19 protein-coding genes, 1 other RNA gene and 1 pseudogene are annotated in these 19,802 nt (G+C 66.8%); 7 read left to right on the forward strand and 14 right to left on the reverse strand.

Annotated features, from left to right (window positions below; genetic code table 11):
• Nucleotides 1-12 precede the first annotated feature (12 nt).
• Together IAE24_RS25100 and IAE24_RS25105 are read left to right on the forward strand one after the other, a co-directional pair.
• Nucleotides 13-345, forward strand: a complete 333-nt coding sequence (locus tag IAE24_RS25100) for a thioredoxin family protein (RefSeq protein WP_199962421.1) — start codon at nucleotides 13-15, stop codon at nucleotides 343-345.
• Nucleotides 346-391: 46 nt separating this feature from the next.
• Nucleotides 392-1,123, forward strand: coding sequence for a TetR/AcrR family transcriptional regulator (locus IAE24_RS25105; protein WP_225970995.1), 732 nt, complete (start codon nucleotides 392-394; stop codon nucleotides 1,121-1,123).
• A gap of 53 nt (nucleotides 1,124-1,176) precedes the next feature.
• Here IAE24_RS25105 and IAE24_RS25110 read toward each other — a convergent pair whose 3' ends face one another.
• The 7 genes from IAE24_RS25110 to IAE24_RS25140 all read right to left on the reverse strand — a co-directional run bounded on the left by IAE24_RS25110 (nucleotide 1,177) and on the right by IAE24_RS25140 (nucleotide 8,376).
• Nucleotides 1,177-2,154 (reverse strand): Bug family tripartite tricarboxylate transporter substrate binding protein, encoded by a 978-nt coding sequence (locus IAE24_RS25110; protein ID WP_013801486.1) that lies wholly within the window; start codon nucleotides 2,152-2,154, stop codon nucleotides 1,177-1,179.
• Nucleotides 2,155-2,207: 53 nt separating this feature from the next.
• Entirely contained in the window at nucleotides 2,208-3,029 is an 822-nt protein-coding gene (locus IAE24_RS25115; protein ID WP_199962422.1) for a TauD/TfdA dioxygenase family protein, read from the reverse strand.
• Nucleotides 3,030-3,066: 37 nt separating this feature from the next.
• The gene (locus IAE24_RS25120) at nucleotides 3,067-5,316 is read right to left on the reverse strand and encodes a xanthine dehydrogenase family protein molybdopterin-binding subunit (RefSeq protein WP_199962423.1); all 2,250 of its coding nucleotides are present in this window, start codon (nucleotides 5,314-5,316) and stop codon (nucleotides 3,067-3,069) included.
• Nucleotides 5,294-5,740, reverse strand: a complete 447-nt coding sequence (locus tag IAE24_RS25125) for a (2Fe-2S)-binding protein (RefSeq protein WP_012206692.1) — start codon at nucleotides 5,738-5,740, stop codon at nucleotides 5,294-5,296. Before IAE24_RS25125 ends, IAE24_RS25120 begins: the two co-directional genes overlap by 23 nt.
• Nucleotides 5,741-5,791: 51 nt before the next feature.
• Complete coding sequence (locus IAE24_RS25130) at nucleotides 5,792-6,877, reverse strand: porin (RefSeq protein WP_065346092.1); 1,086 nt, start codon at nucleotides 6,875-6,877, stop codon at nucleotides 5,792-5,794.
• Nucleotides 6,878-7,102: 225 nt separating this feature from the next.
• Nucleotides 7,103-7,549: a ribonuclease HI gene (rnhA, locus tag IAE24_RS25135; protein WP_013801482.1), complete on the reverse strand. Its 447-nt coding sequence runs from the start codon at nucleotides 7,547-7,549 to the stop codon at nucleotides 7,103-7,105.
• Nucleotides 7,546-8,376 carry a class I SAM-dependent methyltransferase gene (locus IAE24_RS25140; RefSeq protein WP_199962424.1) on the reverse strand — a complete coding sequence of 277 codons (831 nt, stop codon included), beginning with the start codon at nucleotides 8,374-8,376 and terminating at the stop codon, nucleotides 7,546-7,548. Before IAE24_RS25140 ends, rnhA begins: the two co-directional genes overlap by 4 nt.
• Here IAE24_RS25140 and gloB point away from each other — a divergent pair.
• The gene (gene gloB / locus IAE24_RS25145) at nucleotides 8,375-9,148 is read left to right on the forward strand and encodes a hydroxyacylglutathione hydrolase (protein ID WP_012206696.1); all 774 of its coding nucleotides are present in this window, start codon (nucleotides 8,375-8,377) and stop codon (nucleotides 9,146-9,148) included. The genes IAE24_RS25140 and gloB overlap by 2 nt on opposite strands.
• On the forward strand, nucleotides 9,148-10,683 hold the full coding sequence (locus tag IAE24_RS25150) for a transglycosylase SLT domain-containing protein (RefSeq protein WP_012206697.1): 1,536 nt from the start codon (nucleotides 9,148-9,150) through the stop codon (nucleotides 10,681-10,683). Before gloB ends, IAE24_RS25150 begins: the two co-directional genes overlap by 1 nt.
• A 65-nt stretch (nucleotides 10,684-10,748) precedes the next feature.
• On the opposite strand, the gene IAE24_RS25155 is transcribed toward IAE24_RS25150, so the two are convergent.
• From IAE24_RS25155 to dnaX, 5 genes are all read right to left on the reverse strand, one after another.
• Nucleotides 10,749-11,834 carry an ABC transporter substrate-binding protein gene (locus IAE24_RS25155; RefSeq protein ID WP_034396107.1) on the reverse strand — a complete coding sequence of 362 codons (1,086 nt, stop codon included), beginning with the start codon at nucleotides 11,832-11,834 and terminating at the stop codon, nucleotides 10,749-10,751.
• Nucleotides 11,835-11,929: 95 nt separating this feature from the next.
• The gene (locus tag IAE24_RS25160; RefSeq protein WP_012206699.1) at nucleotides 11,930-12,361 is read right to left on the reverse strand and encodes an MAPEG family protein; all 432 of its coding nucleotides are present in this window, start codon (nucleotides 12,359-12,361) and stop codon (nucleotides 11,930-11,932) included.
• Between the two features lie 45 nt (nucleotides 12,362-12,406).
• Nucleotides 12,407-12,997, reverse strand: a complete 591-nt coding sequence (gene recR, locus IAE24_RS25165) for a recombination mediator RecR (RefSeq protein ID WP_012206700.1) — start codon at nucleotides 12,995-12,997, stop codon at nucleotides 12,407-12,409.
• 145 nt (nucleotides 12,998-13,142) lie between these two features.
• The gene (locus IAE24_RS25170; protein ID WP_012206701.1) at nucleotides 13,143-13,475 is read right to left on the reverse strand and encodes a YbaB/EbfC family nucleoid-associated protein; all 333 of its coding nucleotides are present in this window, start codon (nucleotides 13,473-13,475) and stop codon (nucleotides 13,143-13,145) included.
• Between the two features lie 47 nt (nucleotides 13,476-13,522).
• Nucleotides 13,523-15,721: a DNA polymerase III subunit gamma/tau gene (gene dnaX, locus IAE24_RS25175; protein WP_199962425.1), complete on the reverse strand. Its 2,199-nt coding sequence runs from the start codon at nucleotides 15,719-15,721 to the stop codon at nucleotides 13,523-13,525.
• Between the two features lie 100 nt (nucleotides 15,722-15,821).
• Between dnaX and ffs the strand changes: the two genes are divergently transcribed.
• An RNA gene (gene ffs / locus IAE24_RS25180) (signal recognition particle sRNA small type) lies at nucleotides 15,822-15,918 on the forward strand.
• 65 nt (nucleotides 15,919-15,983) lie between these two features.
• On the opposite strand, the gene IAE24_RS25185 is transcribed toward ffs, so the two are convergent.
• Entirely contained in the window at nucleotides 15,984-17,360 is a 1,377-nt protein-coding gene (locus IAE24_RS25185) for a TIGR03862 family flavoprotein (protein WP_199962426.1), read from the reverse strand.
• Nucleotides 17,361-17,631: 271 nt separating this feature from the next.
• Between IAE24_RS25185 and trxA the strand changes: the two genes are divergently transcribed.
• Nucleotides 17,632-17,964, forward strand: coding sequence for a thioredoxin TrxA (trxA, locus tag IAE24_RS25190; protein WP_012206704.1), 333 nt, complete (start codon nucleotides 17,632-17,634; stop codon nucleotides 17,962-17,964).
• A 266-nt stretch (nucleotides 17,965-18,230) separates the two neighbouring features.
• Nucleotides 18,231-19,493 (forward strand): transcription termination factor Rho, encoded by a 1,263-nt coding sequence (gene rho / locus IAE24_RS25195; protein ID WP_012206705.1) that lies wholly within the window; start codon nucleotides 18,231-18,233, stop codon nucleotides 19,491-19,493.
• Between the two features lie 73 nt (nucleotides 19,494-19,566).
• Here the strand turns inward: rho and IAE24_RS25200 are convergent.
• Nucleotides 19,567-19,802 (reverse strand): annotated as a pseudogene (locus tag IAE24_RS25200) (CoA transferase); the annotation flags it as partial.

Raw genomic sequence — 19,802 nt, forward strand, 5'->3', positions numbered from 1 at the left:
CAGGAGATTCCCATGCCCTTCCAGTCCAAGCACCTGACCGACGCCCCCGATCGCAGCACCGTCGACACGCTGCCCGGCGCTACCTTGCTGGAGTTCGGCACCGCCTGGTGCGGCCACTGCCAGGGCGCGCAACCGCTGATTGCCCAGGTGCTGGAGGCCGCCCCGCAGGTGGCCCACATCAAGGTGGAAGACGGCCCCGGCCGGGCCCTGGGTCGCAGCTACCGCGTCAAGCTCTGGCCCACCCTGATCTTTTTGCGTGACGGGCAGGAGGTGCAAAGGCTGGTGCGGCCCCAGCAGGCCCGCGAGATCGCGGACGCGCTGGCCCGCATCACCGCCCAGCCCTGACGCTTGCGGCGCGGCCGCTGCCTGTGTATCGCCGACAATGGCCCGCATGCCGCCTCAAAAGAAGCCAACCGAATCCGCGCCCAAGAAGCCCCGCCGCAACAGCGGCCGCCCGCTGGCCGACGATGCCGTGGGACGGGACATCATCCTGCAGACCACGGTCAACCTGCTCAAGACCCGCACGCCGGAGCAGCTGAGCATTCTGGAAATCGCGGCGGCAGCCGGTGTCACGCGTGCCCTGGTGCGCTACTACTTCAGCAGCCTCAAGGGCTTGCTGCAGGAGGTGACGGAGTCCCTGATGCGCGAGTTGCAAAACCGCATGGAAGTGGCGCTCAGGACGCAGGGCACGGTGGAAGAGCGCGTCTACCAGCGCCTGCTGCTGCGGCTGGATTTCATGCGTGAGCACCCGCAGTTCGAGCGGTTGGCGCTCTCCGAGATCTACCACTACGAAAGCGAAGAAGAGCCGCCGCCCTCGGGCACGCCGCTGCAGCGCATCACGCGGCGCGGGCTGGAGCTGACCTCGACCATGCTGATGGACGGAGCGCAGGCCAGCCACCCGGCACAGGTGGACCCGCGCTTCATCCACCTGGCCATCCTCAGCATTTCGGCCTTCCTGCCCACGGCACGGCCGCTGCTGGCCGAGCTGTTCGGTGAGGGACCCGAGGCAGACCAGCAGATCGAGCGCTACCTGCGCTTCATGTCCCATCTGCTGGCCGAGCGCATCAGGCAGGATGCGCCGGCGCAAGACCACCCTCCGTCCCCGGGCCACCACCCGGGATGACTTGCGCCGGCGCCCGCTGCTTCCTCCCTCCTTTCGTTCAGCGCCTGTTCAATCTAGTCCGGCTGTATGCCCAGCTCCTTGACCAGCCGCCCGAAGCGCTCGAAATCGCCGGCATTGGTCTTGCCCAGGCGCTGGGGCGGACCGCCCACAGGGACGGTTCCCAGCGTGGCCATGCGCGCCACCACGTCGGGCATCCTGAGGATCTCGTTGAGGTGGGTGTTCAGCAGCTTGACCACCTCGGCGGGCATGTTCCTGGGGCCGAACAGGCCATACCAGGCGGTCAGCTCCACGTCCTTGTAGCCCAGCTCGGCCAGCGTGGGCACGTCGGGCGCCAGCGGTGAGCGCTGGGCGTCGGCCACGGCCAGCGCCACCAGCTTGCCGCCGGGCAGGTAGGGAGCGATGGAGCCCAGCGTGCTGTAGGTGAAGGGCACATGGCCGCCCACCACATCGGTGACGGCCGGCGCCACGCCCTTGTAGGGTATGGCCTCGAAGCGGGCGCCCGTGGCGCGCCGGACCATCTCGCCGAGGAAGTGCATGGGCGAGCCGTTGCCCGGCGTGGCATAGCCCAGCGAGCGGCCTTGGCTGGAGGAGATGGCCTCCTTGAAGCTGCGCACGCCCGCACCGGGCCCGGCGACGAGGAACAGCGAAGTGGAGCCGACTTCGATCACGGGCGTGAAGCCATTGAGCACGTCGTAGCCGTGGCCCGCGCCCAGCTTGAGCACCAGTTGGGCCATGGCAAAGGTATTGGGCGCCAGCAGCAGCGTGTAGCCATCGGCCGGTGCCTTGGCCACGAAACTGCTGCCTATGGTGCCGCTGGCGCCCGCGCGGTTGTCCACGAGCACGGACTGGCCGATGCGGGCCGACAGCTTCTCGCCCAGCAGCCGCGCCAGCGCGTCGGTATCGCCGCCTGCGGGGTAGGCCACGACGATGGTGACCGGCTTGTGGGGGTAGGTCTGGGCCTGTGCCGGACCGGCGAGCAGCGCCAGGGCCATGGCCGCGCCCAGGGCGAGCGTTCTGCGTTTCGCTTTCATGGAGAGGGCTTTCATCGTGGTTTTTTCATTGTCAGCAAAGGTCGTTGCCGGGCTCAAGCCTGGCGTATCGCCACACGGTGCATCCGCCGCGCTGCGGGGTGGTAGTCATTGACCGCGTAGTGCTGCGTGGCCAGGTTGTCCCAGATGGCCACCGAGCCCTTGCGCCAGCGAAAGCGCACCTGCCATTCAGGCACCTTGGCCAGGCCGCTGAGCATGGCGATCAGGGCCGCACTCTCGTCGCTGGTCACGCCTTCTATGTGCGTGGTGTAGAGCGAGTTCACAAAGGCCACGGGCAGCCCGGTGACCGGGTGCTCCAGAACCACGGGCTGCTCCAGCGGCGGATGCTTGAGGCGGGTGGTGCGATAGGCCTCGCCCGACGGATCTCGGCGCATCAGGCTTTGCCTGAGCGCTGGCGCCTCCCAGTTGTGGGTGGCACGCAGCTTGCGCAGATAGGCCTGCAGCTCGGGCGCCAGCGAGGCGAAGGCCGTGGTCATGCTGGCCCACATGGTGTCGCCGCCCGTGGGCGGCACGTCCACGGCGTAGAGGCAGGCGCCGGCGGGCGGCTTGGTCTGCCAAGTCAGGTCGGCATGCCAGATGTCGGTGCCGGTGCGCGTGCCCTGGCTGATCAGCAGCTCGACATGGGGATCGTCCGGGTGCGAGGGAAAGGTGGAGGACACGGGCTCTACCTTGCCGAACACCTGGGCCACGCGCACCTGCTGCGCAGGGTCCAGCGTCTGGTCGCGGAAGAATATGACCTGGCGCTCGGCCAGCAGCCGGCGCAGCGCGTCCGCATGGTCATGCACCTGCGCCGGGTCCGAGAGATCGATGCCGTAGATCTCCGATCCTATGCACGGGGTGATGTGTTCGACTTGCATGAAATTCCTTTTCTCAAAAAAAGCGGGTTGGGGGTGATCAGGTGGACGCGATGTCCTGCGGCAGCGGCATGGAGCGGAACCGGCGGCCGGTGGCATGGAACAGGGCCGTGGCCACGGCAGGCGCCGTGGGGCCCAGGGCCACTTCGCCGCAGCCCTGGGGCGGCCGGTCGCTCTCGACCAGGACCACCTCCACGCGGGGCATTTCGGACAGTTGCAGCAGCGGGTAGTCGTGGAAATTGCTTTGCTGCACCACGCCCTTGTCAAAGCCCAGCCGGCTCTTGAAGGTGTTGGTCAGCGCAAAGCCGATGCCGCCTTCCACATTGGCCTTGACCAGTCCCGGGTTGACCACGCGGCCCGCGTCGATGGCGCAGATGGCGCGCTCCAGCCGCACGCGGCCTTCCACAACACGCAATTCCATGACCAGCGCGACAAAGGTCTGGAAGCTCTCGCCCCGCCCCGTGTAGACGTTGAAGGTCATGGCGCGGTGCAGGCCTGCCGGTGCGGGCTGCTCCCAGCGCGCGGCCTTGGCCGCCGCATCCAGCACGCCCAGCGCCAGCGGCTGGCCGGCCAGCAGGCGGCGCCGGTACTGGTAGTCGTCCACGCCTGCCGCATGGGCGAGTTCGCTGATGAAGCTCTCCAGGAAGAACACGCTGGACGTGGTGCCCACGCTGCGCAGATAGCTCAGCGGTATGGGCTGCTGCACGTCCACGGCATCCACCAGCAGGTTGGGCACGCCGTAGATCAGGTCGTAGATGGACTCGACCATGGTCTCGTCCCAGCCGCCTGCATCGGCCATCTTCTTGGGGTTGATGGCTCCGTACAGCGACTGGCCCGAGATGCGTGCATGCAGCGCGGCCGGCATGCCGTCGGCGCCCAGCACTGCACTCAGCCGCCCCGAGGCGCCGGGCCGGTAGTAGGAATGCCGTATGTCGTCCTCGCGCGAGCGGATGACCTTGACGGGCCGGCCCACGGCCTTGGATGCCGCTGCCGCATGCAAGGCGAAGTCGGGCATGTACTTGCGCCCGAAGCTGCCGCCCAGGAAGGTGGTGTGCACGATGACCTTGTCCGCAGGCACGCCGCAGGCCTTGCCGAGTTCGCCGCGCAGGAAGTCCTGGCCCTGGTAGGGCCCCCAGGTCTCGACCTCACCGTCGCGCACATGGACAGTGGCGGCCAGCGGCTCCATGGTGGCGTGCGTGATGTAGGGCGAGTGGTAGTCGGCCGTGATCGGCTTGCCCGCCGCCAGCATTTCGCGCGGCTTGCCCAGGCTGCGGGCAACGACGGCCTTGTCGTTCGACAGGCCTGCGACGAACTGCGCATGGATGCGCTCGCTGTCCACGCCGGCCGCCGCGCCGGCGTCGAATTCGATGTCCAGCGCGTCGGCGGCCTGCTTGGCGATCCAGTACGAATCGGCCACCACGACAACGGTGCTGGGCTCGGGGTCGGGCCATTGCGTGGTGCGCACGACGGCATGTACGCCGGGGCGCGCGCGCACCTCTGCCTCGTTGCGGATGCGCACGATGCGCCCGGTCACGCTGGGCGCCATGCGCACGGCGCCGATCAGCATGCCGGGCACCTCGACGTCGATGCCGAAGACCGCGCTGCCATCGACCTTGGCCGGGGTGTCCACCCGCCGCAGGTTGCGGCCGATCAGGCCCTGCTCGGAAGCCGACTTCATGCGCGGGCGCGCGGCGATGGACAGCCTGGAAGCCTCGGCCACGATCTCGCCGTAGCCCACGCTGCGACCCGTCGCGGAGTGCAGCACGCGGCCGGCGCGCGTGCTGCACTGGGATGCCCGCACGCCCAGCCGGGCCGCGCCGGCACGCAGCAGCACATCACGGGCCTGGGCACCGGCCAGGCGCATGCGCTCGTAGAAATAGTTCATCGACATCGATGCGCCCACGAACTGCTGGAACGGCATCTCGCCCGCATCGTTGCGGTAGGCGTCGCGCCCCGTGACGAAGCGCACGGTCACGCTGGCCCAGTCGGCATCGAGCTCGTCGGCCAGCACCTGGGGCAGGCCCGTGTAGATGCCCTGGCCCACCTCGCACTGCGACACGCCGATCACGACCTGCCCCGAAGGCTCGATCCAGACCCAGTCGCCGATGGAGGAGGCCGTTGCTGCCGCTGCACCGGCCTCCGCTGGCGCGGCCTGCGCCAGCGGAATCAGCAGGCTGCCGGCAGCAGGCACCACCAGCAGCGCAGCAGCGCTCTGGAGCAGATGCCTGCGCCGCAGCGAGATGGCAGAGCCGGCCGTGCGGCCCCGTTCATTGCTTGGACGCTGCGGCATGGATGGCCTCCCGGATGCGGTGGTAGGTGGCGCAGCGGCACAGATTGGTCATGGCCTCGTCGATCTGCGCATCGGTGGGCTGTGGATGGGTCTTGAGCAGCGCGGCAGCGGCCATGACCATGCCGGACTGGCAGTAGCCGCACTGCGGCACGTCCTTGTCCATCCAGGCCTTCTGGATGGGGTGGGAACGGTTGCTGGACAGCCCTTCGATGGTCGTGACCGCCTTGCCGCCCACCGTCGAGACGGGCAGCACGCAGGAGCGCACCGGCTCGCCATCGACATGGACCGTGCAGGCCCCGCACATGCTGATGCCGCAGCCGAACTTGGTGCCGGGCAGCTTGAAGTGATCGCGCAGCACCCACAGCAAGGGGGTCTGCCCGTCGCCGTCAAAGGCCACGCTTCGGGAATTGAGGGTGAATTTCATCGTGGGGTCTCCAATGCGCCCGCATCGACCGGGCTGCATGTCTCATGCCTCTCAGAACGAGTGGTGTATGCCTGCCGCAATCACGGTCTGCGTGCGCCCGCTGGCAACGCCCACGGAATTCATCGCCGCCACGCCATCCGAGGCGCGCTGGTGCGTGACCGAGGCATGCAGCTGCGTGCGTTTGGAGAAGGCATAGCGCGCGCCCAGGTGGACCTGGTTCCACTTCGTCTGCTCGAAACGGCTGAAGGAGTAGCCCGTGTTGATGGTCACGGACTGGCTGGTCTGCCAGGCCAGGCCCAGGTCGAGCGCGCTCATGTTGCTGGAGGCTGCGCCGTACTTGAGCGTGGAGCGCGTCAGCAGCGCGTTGAGCCGGACCGGAAGTGCATCGAGCTGGTAACCGCCGCCGATGCCCAGCACCTGGAAGGTATCGAGCACCAGCGGCCGGCCCGCCACCAGGTCCTGGCCAAGCGCGTTCGCCAGGCCCGTGCGCCCGGCGATATCGAAGGCACGGCCACGCGCATCGGTGTAGGCCACGGCCAGATTGAGCTTGGCACTGGAATAGCTGCCCATGACGCTGTAGGTACGGTTGGCCTGCGAGCGGCCCGGCACCTCGCCAAAGCCGTACTGCGCGCCGAACTGCATGCCGCCCATCCTGGGCGTCAGGTAGACCACGGAGTTGTCCACCGGAAACTGGCTGGACAGGCCGTCCAGGTTGCCCGGGTGGTACAGATAGAAGTTGTAGAGCTGATAGCCGTTGCCCCACTGGCTCAGCGTGCCGGCCGTGAAATCGACCTGGCGACCCAGCCGCACCGAGCCCATCGACGCGCTGTCCAGACCCACCCAGGAAGCCCGGTTGAAGTAGCTGGTCGGCGAGATCGGCGAGCCGATGTCCGTGAGGAATCCGTTCTCCAGCTGGAACGAGGCCTTCATGCCACCGCCCAGGTCCTCCGAGCCGCGCAGACCCCAGAGGTCAGGCTGGGAAATGGCCGAATCCATGCGCGTCAGCCGGCTCCCGCGCACATCGCTGATCCAGGGCATGGTCAGGTCCATGCTGCCGTACAGCGTCACCGAACTCTGGGCCAGCGCCGCTCCCGCGCCGCCCAGCATCGCCAATGCGGCAATTGCTTTGTATTTCATCGCAAGGCTCTTTCATCGTGAGATGGTTTAAAAATTCCACAAGTGGCAATTTTGAACACCACGCCACGGAAGATGCCTGGCAGGGCGCGAACTAATTTCCACTTATGGAAATATTAGCTGCGCGGGCCGAATTCTGGTTCTGGGGTTTTCATCTACCGCGTTGTAGGTAGGTCTCGGGAGGTGGAAGCAAGGGACGGGCATTGCACCCGCCCCCGCACCAGGCGCTCAGCGCCCCAGTGCCTGGTCCACGCCCTTGTTGGCCAGGGCGTCTGCCCGCTCGTTGCCAGGGTCGCCTGCGTGGCCCTTGACCCAGCGCCAGTCGATGCGGTGGCCGCCACCCTGGACCAGGGCGTCCAGCCGCTGCCACAGCTCGACGTTCTTGACCGGCTCCTTGGAGGCCGTCTTCCAGCCCTTGGCCTTCCAGCCATGGATCCATTCGGTGATGCCCTTGAGCACGTACTGGCTGTCGATGTAGAGCACCACATCGCAGGGCCGCCTGAGCGCGGACAGCGCCTCGATCACGGCCATCATCTCCATGCGGTTGTTGGTCGTGTTCAGCTCGCCGCCGAACAGCTCTTTCCTGGCGCTGCCGGCCTCCAGCACCACGCCCCAGCCGCCGGGACCCGGATTGCCCTTGCAGGCACCGTCCGTGTAGATAACAACTTGATTCAAAAAATTTCCTTGGGTTGAATGGCCCGGCCTTCAGGCCGGTTGGAATGCGGATCGCCGCCCTGCACCGCCTGCGCCGGCATGCGGTGGGCCACAGGCACGGAGGCTCCCGACACGGCTGCGCGGCCACGCCAGGCAGGCTCCAGCATGCGTGCGCCCGGCACGCGCTTGACGGCCACCACGCAGTACACGCCGCCCAGCATGGGCCAGCCCAGCCGCCCCACGCGGTCCATGAACTGCCAGCGCCGCAGCCAGCGATCCGTCTGCACGGCAGGACGATAGCAGCCGAACTGCACGGCCTCGATCTCGAAGGCCAGCAATCGCAGCCAGTCGCGCAGTCGCCAGTAGCCCACGCCCCAGCCCACATCAGGCAGGTACACGCCGCGCTCGGCACGGCGCTGCACGCCCAGCAGACTGGCGGGGTTGAGCCCGCACACGACGATACGGCCCTCGGGCATCAGCACCCTGGCCGCCTCGCGCAACACGGCATGCGGGTCCGGCGAGGTCTCCAGCGTGTGCGGCATGACGACGAGGTCGAGGCTGGCCTCGGAAAACGGCAGCGCGGCCGGATCGGCCAGCAGCGCCACGGGCACCTCCAGCGGCGGCACTGCCTCGGCTGGCACCGCATCCTGCATGGAATCCAGGGCCAGCCAGCGGTGCGGCATGCGATTGGCGCGCAGCCCCTGGAGCATGGGCATGCCCAACTGCAGGCTGTGATAGCCGAAAATATCGGCCACCGCCTCGTCGCAGCGCTGCTGCTCCCATTCCAGCAGGTAGTGGCCGAGGGCAGATTGCGTCCAGTGATGCGTCCCTATAATTTTGCTGCTCATGAACCTGTTGCCCATCCCCGCTTTTTCCGACAACTACATCTGGCTGCTGTACGACGCAGGGCAGGCCCTGGTCGTCGATCCCGGCGATGCAGCGCCCGTGCTGGCCAGCCTGCGCCAGCTGGACTTGCAGTTGCAGGGCATTTTAGTCACCCACCACCATGCCGATCATGTCGGCGGCGTGGCGCAGCTGCGCCAGGCCACGGGCGCCCAGGTCTGGGGCCCCGCCTACGAGCAGTTGCCCGAACCCGTGCAGCGTGTGCAGGGTGGCGATACCGTGCAGGCCCTGGGCGGCCCCTGGCAGGTCATTGACGTGCCCGGCCACACCAGCGGCCACATCGCCTTCTACAGCACGGCGGCGCAGGCGCAGCCCGTGCTGTTCTGCGGCGATACGCTGTTTTCAGGGGGGTGCGGGCGCCTGTTCGAAGGCACGCCGCAGCAGATGCAGCAATCGCTGGACGATCTGGCCGCGCTGCCGGACAACACCCTGGTCTGCTGCGCACATGAGTACACAATGTCCAACCTGCGCTTTGCGCAGGCCGTGGAACCAAACAACCAGGCCCTGGCTCACTACCAGAGGCATTGTCAGGCGTTGCGCGAGGCCGGCCGGCCCACGCTGCCTTCCCTGATGGAGACCGAGCGCTCCATCAATCCCTTTCTTAGAACGCGCGAATCCGCAGTGGCCGCCGCCGCCGCAGGCTTCGACGCACAGGTGAGACAGCAGGACCCCGCCAGCGTGCTGGCCGGCCTGCGCCAATGGAAAAACGTCTTCTGATGAAACTGCTACACACCCTGCTGCTGGGCAGCCTGCTGGCTCTTGCGGGCTGCGCCACCACCAGCAGCCCGGACCTGGCCAGCACGGCCCCCGCCCCCAGCACCGCACCGCACTCCCCGATGTACCCCAACGGACCGCTGAGCCCGCTGGGCACAGGCAGCGCCGGCAACGGCGGCGTGGCCTCGCTGGAGACCACGGGCGATCTGTGGGTACGCATTCGGCAGGGCTTCGCCATGCCCGACCTGGACCAGGATCTGGTCAAGGACCGCGAGCAGTGGTATGCCAGCCGGCCCGACTACATACAGCGCATGACCGAGCGCTCCAGCAAGTACCTGTTCCACATCGTCGAGGAACTGGAGCGGCGCAACATGCCCACCGAGCTGGCACTGCTGCCCTACATCGAGAGCGCCTTCAACCCGCAGGCCGTCTCCACCGCCAAGGCGGCCGGCATGTGGCAGTTCATGCCGGCCACCGGCACCTATTTCGACCTCAAGCAAAACGCCTTCCGCGACGACCGCCGCGACGTGCTGGCCTCCACGCGCGCCGCGCTGGACTACCTGCAAAAGCTCTACGACATGTTCGGCGACTGGCACCTGGCCCTGGCCGCCTACAACTGGGGCGAAGGCAGCGTGGGCCGCGCCATCAAGCGCAACGAGAAGCTGGGCCTGCCCACGGGCTACACCGACCTGCAGATGCCGGCCGAGACCCGCATGTACGTGCCCAAGCTGCAGGCCGTCAAGAACATCGTGGCCAACCCCGATGCGTTCAACACCGAGCTGCCGCTGATCGAGAACCACCCCTACTTCCAGACCGTCACCATCACCCGTGACATCGACGTGGAACTGGTGGCCAAGCTGGCCGACGTGTCGACCGATGACTTCAAGGCGCTCAATCCCAGCTTCCGCAAGCCGGTGATCTTTGCGGCCGGCACGCCGGAAATCCTGCTGCCCTGGGACAACGCCAAGGTGTTCCGCCGCAACATGCAGGCCTTCGACGAAGGCCAGTACGCGAGCTGGACCGTGTGGACCGTGCCCTCCACCATCAGCGTGGCCGAGGCAGCCCAGCGCGTGGGCCTGGGCGAGTCCGACCTGCGCGCCCTCAACAACATCCCGCCCCGCATGCTGATCAAGGCCGGCTCCGCGCTCATGGTGCCGCGCGGCGCCAACGTGCGTGCCGACGTGGCCGGCCACGTGGCCGACAACGGCCAGATCAGCTTTGCCCCCGAGATCGTCACGCGCCGCACCACCATCAAGGCCCGCAAGCGCGACACGCTGATCAGCGTGGCCAACCGCTACGGCGTCAGCGCGTCCAATCTGGCGGACTGGAATGACCTGAAGTCCTCCGCCACCCTGCATGCCGGCCAATCGCTGGTGGCCTACCTGCCGGTGCGCGCCAGCAGCGGCGGCAATGCCCGGGCGGCCAAGTCCACCGGAACCGCGCGCAAGGTGGCCGTGCAGCCGCAAAACCGCAACGCCAAGGTGTCGGTCACCACGGCGCCGCGTGGCGGCAAGCCATCCAAGGTGAAAAAGCGCTGAAGGCACCATCGCTGCCCCCTCCACAGAGCCCGCTTTCGCGGGCTCTTTTGCGTGCGGCCCGGGGCTCAGGTGTGGAAACGCTGGCGGGACTGCCGCACGAATTCGTTGGTGAACGAGCGCTCCAGGTCGATACCGCTGCGCGCCAGCGCAGGGTTGAGCCGGACCAGGGCGCGCAGGGCCGTGGCAGGCCCGTCATCGGGCATCAGGCCATCCGGGGAGATCGTGGTGCGCATGTGCTCGAAGGCCGACAGATAGGCGCGCCGCGAGCCCAGCAGATAAGGTGCAGGCACGGCCCTGAGCACATCCATGGGCGCAGCCGTTTGCAGCCACTTGAGCGATCGGACCATGGCATTGCTCAGCGCCTGGGCCTTGGCCGGGTTCTTGCGCAAAAATGCCTGGGTCGCGTACAGCGTGCCCGAGGGCATGGAGCCGCCGTACAGCTGTGCGCTGCTGCGCAGATCACGCAGGTCTCTGACGATGCGCACGGCTCCCTTGTCCTCCAGCACGCTCATCAGCGGGTCCGCATGGCACAGCGCATGCACGCGCCCGGTGCGCAGCGCCTCCATGGCGTCAGGCCCCGAGCCCACACCCACCAATTGCACCAGATCGGCCTCCAGGCCATCGCCCAGCAGCATCAGTTGCACGGCCCGGGCCGTGGATGCGCCCAGCGAGGACACGCCCACGCGCCGCCCGCGCAGGTCGGCCAGCGTCTGGTAGCGCGGCATCCAGCGCGAGGACACGCCCAGCGCAATCTGCGGCGCACGCCCCTGCACGACGAAGGCACGCAGCACACTGCCGCGCTGCTGCGCGACAAGCGTGTGTTCATAGGCACCCGCGCACACATCGGCGGCGCCCGATTCCAGCGCCTGCAGCGACTGCGACCCGCCCGGATAGTCATCGATGCGCACGGTCAGGCCCTCGGCCTCGAAGTACCCCAGTTGCTGGGCAATCACCAGCGGCAGGTAATACAGCAGGCCCTGACCGCCCACGGAAATCGTCACCAGCTCGGCCGAACCGAGGGAAGGAAGCGACCAAAGGGAACCCAGCCCCATGAGGCTCAACAAGGTTCGGCGATCAAGCACGTGGGAAGACATGATGGTTATTTTGCTGCAGTGCAACACGATCATGCCCAGAGCCCGCATGCACAGCATCGGTGCTTGCCCGTATGTGAAACACCGTAGGCTTCAGGGCCAGCACGGCGCGCGGTGAACACGCGCCCGGCCCTCACCCAGGTCTCACCCAGGCCTCAGCGGTAGCCCGCGAAAAACAGCAGCAGATTCACCACCAGCGCCAGCGCCCAGGCCAGACTGCGCAGCGTGGCGCGGTCCGTCACATAGAAGGCGATGTAGGCAATGCGCAACACAACAAAGGCCACGGCCAGGCCATCGACACGCGCGGACGGTGCACCCAATTGCCAGGCAACCAGCAAGGCGCCAATGAAGAACGGCAGGCACTCGAAGCTATTGGCCTGCGCCGCGTTGGCCCGTGCCTGGTAGCCCGTCTGCTGCGCCAGCCAGGCCCGGGGTTCGTGGTTGTCGAAACCGCGCTGCCCCGGCCGGTGCTTCATGCCGGGCGCCTTGGCAATGTAGGCGCAGGCCAGCGGCAGCAGGGCCGCCACCAACAGGCACCAATGCGCTATGGAGAAGCCGCCGGGCGGCAGGATGACAGAGGTCGGCATACAGGCTCCTGATGAATAGACAAGAAACGCCAGCCGCCTCGGCCACTACCGGCGGTCCACCAGCGCATGGGCGATCGTACCGAGGTCCACGTACTCGAGTTCGCTGCCTATGGGCACGCCGCGCGCCAGCCGCGTCACATGGATGCCGCGCGCCTTCAGGGCCTCGCTGATCGCATGGGCCGTGGCCTCGCCTTCGGCCGTGAAGCTGGTGGCCAGGATCACCTCCTGCACCTTGCCGTCGCCGGCACGCTCCAGCAGGGATGACAGGTTCAGATCACGCGGACCTATGCCGTCGAGTGGCGACAACCGCCCCATCAGCACGTAGTAATAGCCTTGGTAGGCACCCGTGCGCTCCATGGCCGCCATATCGGCGGGTGCCTCCACCACGCACAACCGGGCCGCGTCACGCCCTTCATCCTGGCAGATGGAGCAGATGCGGCCTTCGGTGAAGGTATGGCAGCGCTCGCAGTGGGTGACCGACTCCACGGCCGTGGTCAGGGCACGGGCCAGTTGCCGCGCGCCGTCCTGGTCGCGCTGCAACAGGTGGAAGGCCATGCGCTGCGCCGACTTGATGCCCACACCCGGGAGCCTGCGCAAGGCCTCGATCAGGCCATCGAGCGATTGCACGTCCGACATGGCAGCTTCCTTTCAATGGAGAAGGTTCTCAGAAAAAAAGCGATCTGCAGGGGCAGATCGCTCGATGGCCACTCCACACGAGTGGGCAGCTGGAGAAGCCGGCATGGCCTCTCCAGGCTGTTCGGCACAACCGCTGGGGCCTGCCTCAGAACGGGAACTTCATGCCGCCCGGCAGGCCGGGCATGCCAGCCGTGAGCTTGCCCATCTTCTCGTTGGAAGTCTCTTCGGCCTTGCGCACGGCGGCGTTGAAGGCGGCAGCCACCAGGTCTTCCAGCATGTCCTTGTCTTCGGCCAGCAGGCTGGGGTCGATGGTGATGCGCTTGACGTCGTGCTTGCAGGTCATGACCACCTTCACGAGGCCCGCGCCCGATTCACCTTCCACCTCGATGTTGCCCAGTTCATCCTGGGCCTTCTTGAGGTTGTCCTGCATGGCCTGGGCTTGCTTCATCAGGCCGGCCAGTTGTCCTTTGTTGAACATGTGAGTTCCTTCTTCTGTAGGGTAAAAACGAAACGCTCTAGAGCGTGTCAGGGCTGAATGGATACGGGCTTGATACTGCCGGGCACGATTTTCGCGCCATGGCTGCGGATCAGGGTCTGCACCAGAGAATGATTCATCACGATGTCTTCTGCAATGCGCTGGCGCTCATGGCTGGCCACCGCATTGCGCCGCGCGGGGCTGTCCACCACGGCACCTTGCTCCACATGCAGTTGCCGCGCCAGGCCAGCGACCTCCAGCGCCGCACGCAGGCGCTCGCGCGTGGCGGGCTGGGCCAGCGAGCTGCTTTCCACGCGCAGCGTCCATGCATCGCCATCGCGCGCCACCAGTTGCGACTGCAGCGCCAGCTGCCGCGCCAGCGCCGTGACGGCCTCGGCCTGCACCAGTTGCTGGACGGCAGCGTGCCAGACATCGCCATCGGGCGTGCGCTCCACGGTCGGCGCGGGTGGCGCACCGGGGGACTGGCGGCCACGTTCGGGAGCGAAGTCCTGCACATCGATCTGAGTGTCGATCTGCGGTTCGGACTGCCGTGCCACGGCAGCGGTAGGCGGCTCCAGGGCCAGATCTCCGTCATCGCTCCAGCGGCCTTCGTCGGCCCAGCCTTCATCGGGCATCCCGGCCCAGGCACCCTCGTCCGGTGCATCGGCATCCTGCGCCTGCGGCGCCTCATCGGCAGAAGAGTCTTCGTCTTCCTGCACATCGTCCACGGGCTCATCCACAGGCTCGTCCAGGGGCTCCTGGGCGACACCGACGGCCGGCTTCACCTCTGGAGCAGCGGAAGGCCTGGCCTCCTGGACAGGCGCAAGCACAGGTTCCGGCCTGGCAACTGCGGCCACGGCCACGGGCGCCTGAACAGGCGCTGGAGCCGCAACGGCTTGCACCACGGGAGCGACCACGGCGGGCGCAGCGGTCACGGGAGATGCGACAGGCGCGACAGGAGCAGGAGGCGCTACCGGGACGGGCATGGCCGCCTTGGCTGGGACAACGAGAGCCTCGGGCACAGCGGGAGCCTCAGGCACAGCGGGCTGTGCGGGCTGCGCAACGGGCGCGGGAGATTCAGGCTTCGCCGTGGAGGGGGTCAGCGCTGGAGTTTTTTTTTCAGCCACGCCCGGGGCGGGCTCTGCAGATTGCGGCTTAAACGCCAGCAGCCGCAGCAGCGCCATGGTCAGCGCCGCGTACTCGTCGGGTGCCAGACCCAGTTCGGCCCGGCCATGCAGGCAGATGCTGTAGAGCAGCTGGGTTTCGTCGCGCGGCATCAGCACCGCAAGGCGGGCGATCTCTGCAGCTTCTGGATCGCTGGCGTCGGCGGCCATCTGCGGCACGGCCTGTGCCACGGCCATGCGCTGCAGCACGGCGCACATTTCCTCCAGCGTGGAGGCTGCGGACAGGCCATTGCGGCGCAGCGCGTCGGAGGTTTCCACCACCACCTGGCCATCGGCCTGGGCGAGTGCCTCGATCAGGCGGAACACATGGCTGCGGTCCACGCTGCCCAGCATCTGGCGCACCGTGGCCTCCTGCAGCTGTCCGCTGCCAAAGGCAATGGCCTGGTCGGTCAGCGACAGTGCATCGCGCATGGAGCCACGCGCGGCGCGTGACAGCAGGCGCAGGGCCTGGGGCTCGGAGGCCACGCCTTCCTGCCCCAGCACCTGGCCCAGATGCTCAAGCACGGTCTCGGGCGCCATGGGGCGCAGGTTGAACTGCAGGCAGCGGCTGAGCACGGTCACGGGAACCTTCTGCGGATCGGTGGTGGCCAGCACGAACTTCAGGTATTCGGGCGGCTCCTCCAGCGTCTTGAGCATGGCGTTGAAGGCCGTGTTCGTGAGCATGTGCACTTCGTCGATCATGAAGACCTTGAAGCGTCCCTGCACCGGCTTGTAGACAGCCTGCTCCAGCAGGCTCTGCACCTCGTCCACGCCACGGTTGGAGGCAGCGTCCAGCTCCGTGTAGTCGGGAAAGCGCCCGCTGTCGATTTCGGTACAGGCCGCACAGACGCCGCAGGGCGTTGCCGTGATGCCGCCCTGGCCATCGGCGCCCTGGCAGTTGAGCGACTTGGCCAGAATGCGCGAGACCGTGGTCTTGCCCACGCCGCGCGTGCCGGTGAACAGATAGGCATGGTGCAGGCGCTGCTGCGTCAGGGCATTGGTGAGCGCCTGAACGACATGCTCCTGCCCCACCATTTCAGAGAAATTGCGGGGGCGGTATTTGCGGGCCAGCACAAGATAAGACATCCCGCGATTCTACGGGGCTGGGCGCCCTTGCCCGAGGCCACCCGGGTTTGGCCGGCCATGTCGTCCGGGCGGCCCGGTGTTTGCCCCTATAATCGAGAGTGACGGGCCTCCTCGCATGGGGAAGCGGCCAACCGGGTCAGGTGGGGAACCAAGCAGCCCTAACCGTGAAACCAGTGCCGAGGGCAAGGCTCGTCACCTTCATTGAACAGCAGGCCCTGCGGGCGCCTGCCCCGTCCAGGCCCGCTGCGGCACCCTCTCCTCCTTAACGCTCTGCGCCATCCGCCTTGAGATAGCGCGCAACGCCTTGCGCCGCCTGCAGGCCGCTGGCCATGCACGCCGTCAGCAGGTAGCCGCCCGTGGGAGCCTCCCAGTCCAGCATCTCGCCGGCGCAGAAAACGCCAGGAGCGGCTGCGCACATGCCGTTGGCGTCCAGAGCTTCCAGCCGCACGCCACCTGCCGTGCTGATGGCCTCGTCAATGGGTCGGGCCGCCACCACGGTGATGGGCAGGGCCTTGATGGCATGGGCCAGCCGCACAGGGTCGGCCACACCTTCCTTGCCCAGTACCTCATGCAGCACGGCGGCCTTGATGCCGTCCAGGCCCAGGCGTCCCTTCAGATGGCTGGCCAGACTGCGCGAGCCGCGCGGATGGCGCACTTCCACCAGCACGCGCTCGGGCGTCAACTGGGGCAGCAGGTCGAGATGGACGGTGGCCTGCCCATCGCGCGCAATGGCTTCGCGCAACGCCGCAGAGACGGCATAGATCAGGCTGCCTTCCACGCCCGTGGTCGTGGCAACGAATTCGCCCTTGCGCGAGAAAACGTGGCCCTTGCCATCATCAAAGGACAGCGCCACCGACTTGAAGGGCTGGCCCGCAAAGCGCTCGGTGAAATAAGGACTCCAGCCGCGCGCAGGCTGGGGGCTGGCACCCAGCAGCTCGGCCATGAACTCCCGGCGATCGATCTGTCCGCCCGAAGCCGCGCCATCCAGACCCACATCGAACCCGCAGTTGGAAGGCTTCAACACAGCGACTTCAACACCGCGCTGCTCCAGCAAGGGCAGCCAGGCGCCATCCGAGCCCAGGCGCGCCCAGCTGCCACCGCCCAATGCCAGCACCACGGCCCTTGCCCGCACCTGCAGCCGCCCTTCGGGTGTATCAAAGCCCAGCGCATCGCCGTCTTGCCAGCCCACCCAGCGGTGGCGCGTGTGCAGCACCACGCCCTGGGTCTGCAGACGCACCAGCCAGGCACGCAGCAAGGGCGCAGCCTTCATGTCCTTGGGGAATACGCGGCCCGAGCTGCCCACAAAGGTTTCCACGCCCAGTTCACCGGCCCAGGCACGCAGTTGATCCGGGGACAGCAGCTCCAGCCAGCGCGACACCTCGGCACTGCGCTCGCCGTAGCGGGAGACAAAGGCGGGCAGGTTTTCGGAATGGGTCAGGTTGAGCCCGCCCTTGCCTGCCATGAGGAACTTGCGCCCAGCGGAGGACTTGGCCTCGAACACATGGACATCCAGCCCCTTGCCGGCCAGCCCTTCGGCCGCCATCAGGCCCGCAGGCCCCGCACCGATCACCGCCACATCGCAGTCCATCGTGCGCGCTGCCGCACCGGGTTCAAAAGCATCCATCACATCAGTTTCCATTCCATGCTCGCATTCAACTTGGCGCTGCCGGCCGGCACATATGCCTGCAGCGCGGGCGCGCAGAATACCCTGCCGCAGGCCGGTCTGCGCGCAGGCGCCACTAATTCCCGGAGTCCCGGCAACCCTGTCGCCACCCCATAAACAGCTATGACAGTCATAGCATTGAGCTACCGCCCATACGGTGCAGCAGGTGATAGGTTTCTGTCACAATCTTTTTGCGGTGCGGATTTTCCTGCGCCTTCCTCATTGCGAAAAATCAAGGACTCCACCCATGGCCAGCGAACTGATCAAACACATCTCCGACGCAAGCTTTGAAGCCGACGTCTTGCAGCCTGGCACCACGGTGCTGGTCGATTACTGGGCCGAATGGTGCGGCCCCTGCAAGATGATCGCCCCCATCCTCGACGAAGCAGCGCAGACCTACAAGGAAAAGCTGTCCATCGCCAAGATGAATGTGGACGAGAACCGCGAGATCCCCGCCAAGTTCGGCATCCGCGGCATCCCCACGCTGATGCTGTTCAAGGATGGCCAACTGGCCGCCACCAAGGTGGGCGCCCTCAACAAGGCACAGCTGTCCGCTTTCCTGGAACAGCACCTGGCCTGATTCCCCCGACGGCCCCGCACATGGGGCCGTCACAGATGCGGGCCGGCGTTGGCCGCAGCACCGCATCGCACTGGCGCATAAACGAGGCGCCAGCGCAAATTTCCCTGTGACCTTCGGATTTTTTCCTGTCATAATGCCCTTCATCACCGGCCTTATGCATTGAAGGCCGCGCTGAGACCCTCAGGCAAGCCAGCCCACTTCCACAGTGTTTCGCTTGGCTCAACGCCTTCCCCTGGTTTCTTTCCACTCCGTTCTGGAGTCACTCCATGCACCTTAATGAACTCAAGGCACTGCACGTGTCTGAAGTCCTGAAGCAGGCCGAAGCGCTTGAGATCGAAAACGTCGGTCGCATGCGCAAGCAAGAGTTGATGTTCGCCATCATCAAAAAGCGAGCCAAGGCAGGCGAACAAGTGTTCGCCGACGGCGTGCTGGAAATCCTGCCGGACGGTTTCGGCTTTCTGCGCAGCCCCGACACCAGCTATACGGCCAGCACCGACGACATCTACATCTCGCCCAGCCAGGTCCGCCGCTTCAACCTGCACACCGGCGACATGATCGAAGGTGAAGTGCGCACGCCCAAGGATGGCGAGCGCTACTTCGCACTGACCAAGCTCGACTCCGTCAACGGCGGCTCGCCCGAGCAGAACAAGCACAAGGTGCTGTTCGAGAATCTGACCCCCCTGTTCCCCACCCAGCAGCTGCGCCTGGAACGTGAAATCAAGGGCGAGGAGAACATCACCGGCCGCATCATCGACATCATCGCCCCCATCGGCCGCGGCCAGCGCGCGCTGATCGTCGCACCGCCCAAGAGCGGCAAGACCATGATGATGCAGAGCATCGCCCACTCCATCACGGCCAACCATCCCGACGTGCACCTGATGGTGCTGCTGGTCGATGAGCGCCCCGAAGAAGTGACCGAGATGCAGCGCTCGGTCAAGGGCGAAATCATCGCCTCCACCTTCGACGAGCCCGCCACGCGCCACGTGCACGTGGCCGAGATGGTGATCGAGCGCGCCAAGCGCCTGGTCGAGCTCAAGAAGGACGTGGTCATCCTGCTGGACTCCATCACCCGCCTGGCCCGCGCCTACAACAACGTCGTGCCCTCATCGGGCAAGGTGCTGTCGGGCGGCGTGGACTCCAACGCCCTGCAGCGTCCCAAGCGCTTCTTCGGCGCGGCACGCAATGTGGAAGAAGGCGGCTCGCTGACCATCATCGCCACGGCCCTGGTCGATACCGGCAGCCGCATGGACGAAGTGATCTTCGAAGAGTTCAAGGGCACGGGCAACAGCGAACTGGCCCTGAACCGCCGCCTCTACGAGAAGCGCGTGTTCCCCGCCATCGAACTCAACAAGAGCGGCACACGCCGCGAAGAACTGCTGCTGGCTCCCGAGATCCTGCAAAAGACCCGCATCCTGCGCCAGTTCATGTACAACATGGACGAGATCGAAGCCATGGAGCTGATGATCAAGAACATGCGGGCCACGAAGACCAACGTGGACTTCTTCGACATGATGCGCCGCGGCGGCTGATCGCACAGATCCAGCCCACGGCACCCACAGACGCCTCGCTCACGCGGGGCGTTTTGCATTCCAGCCGCCCGTCTCACCACGCTGCGACAGACGTGCCCAGCGCACAGGCCGCGCGCTCCCAATGCATGGACGCACCCGCCACCTCCACCGGCGCCCTCAGGCGCCGCGCCGCGCCCCAGGAGGTCGCCTCGATCGCCGCGCTGAAATCCTCGGCACCGTTCACCGGTGCCAGCGGGCAGGCATCCGGGTCGCCCACGCCATGTCCCGCCAGAAGATGGGCCGTGGGGGCCCCCCACGGCCCCCCCCCCC

The organism is Delftia sp. S65 (assembly GCF_016516495.1).
GTDB lineage: Bacteria > Pseudomonadota > Gammaproteobacteria > Burkholderiales > Burkholderiaceae_C > Comamonas > Comamonas acidovorans.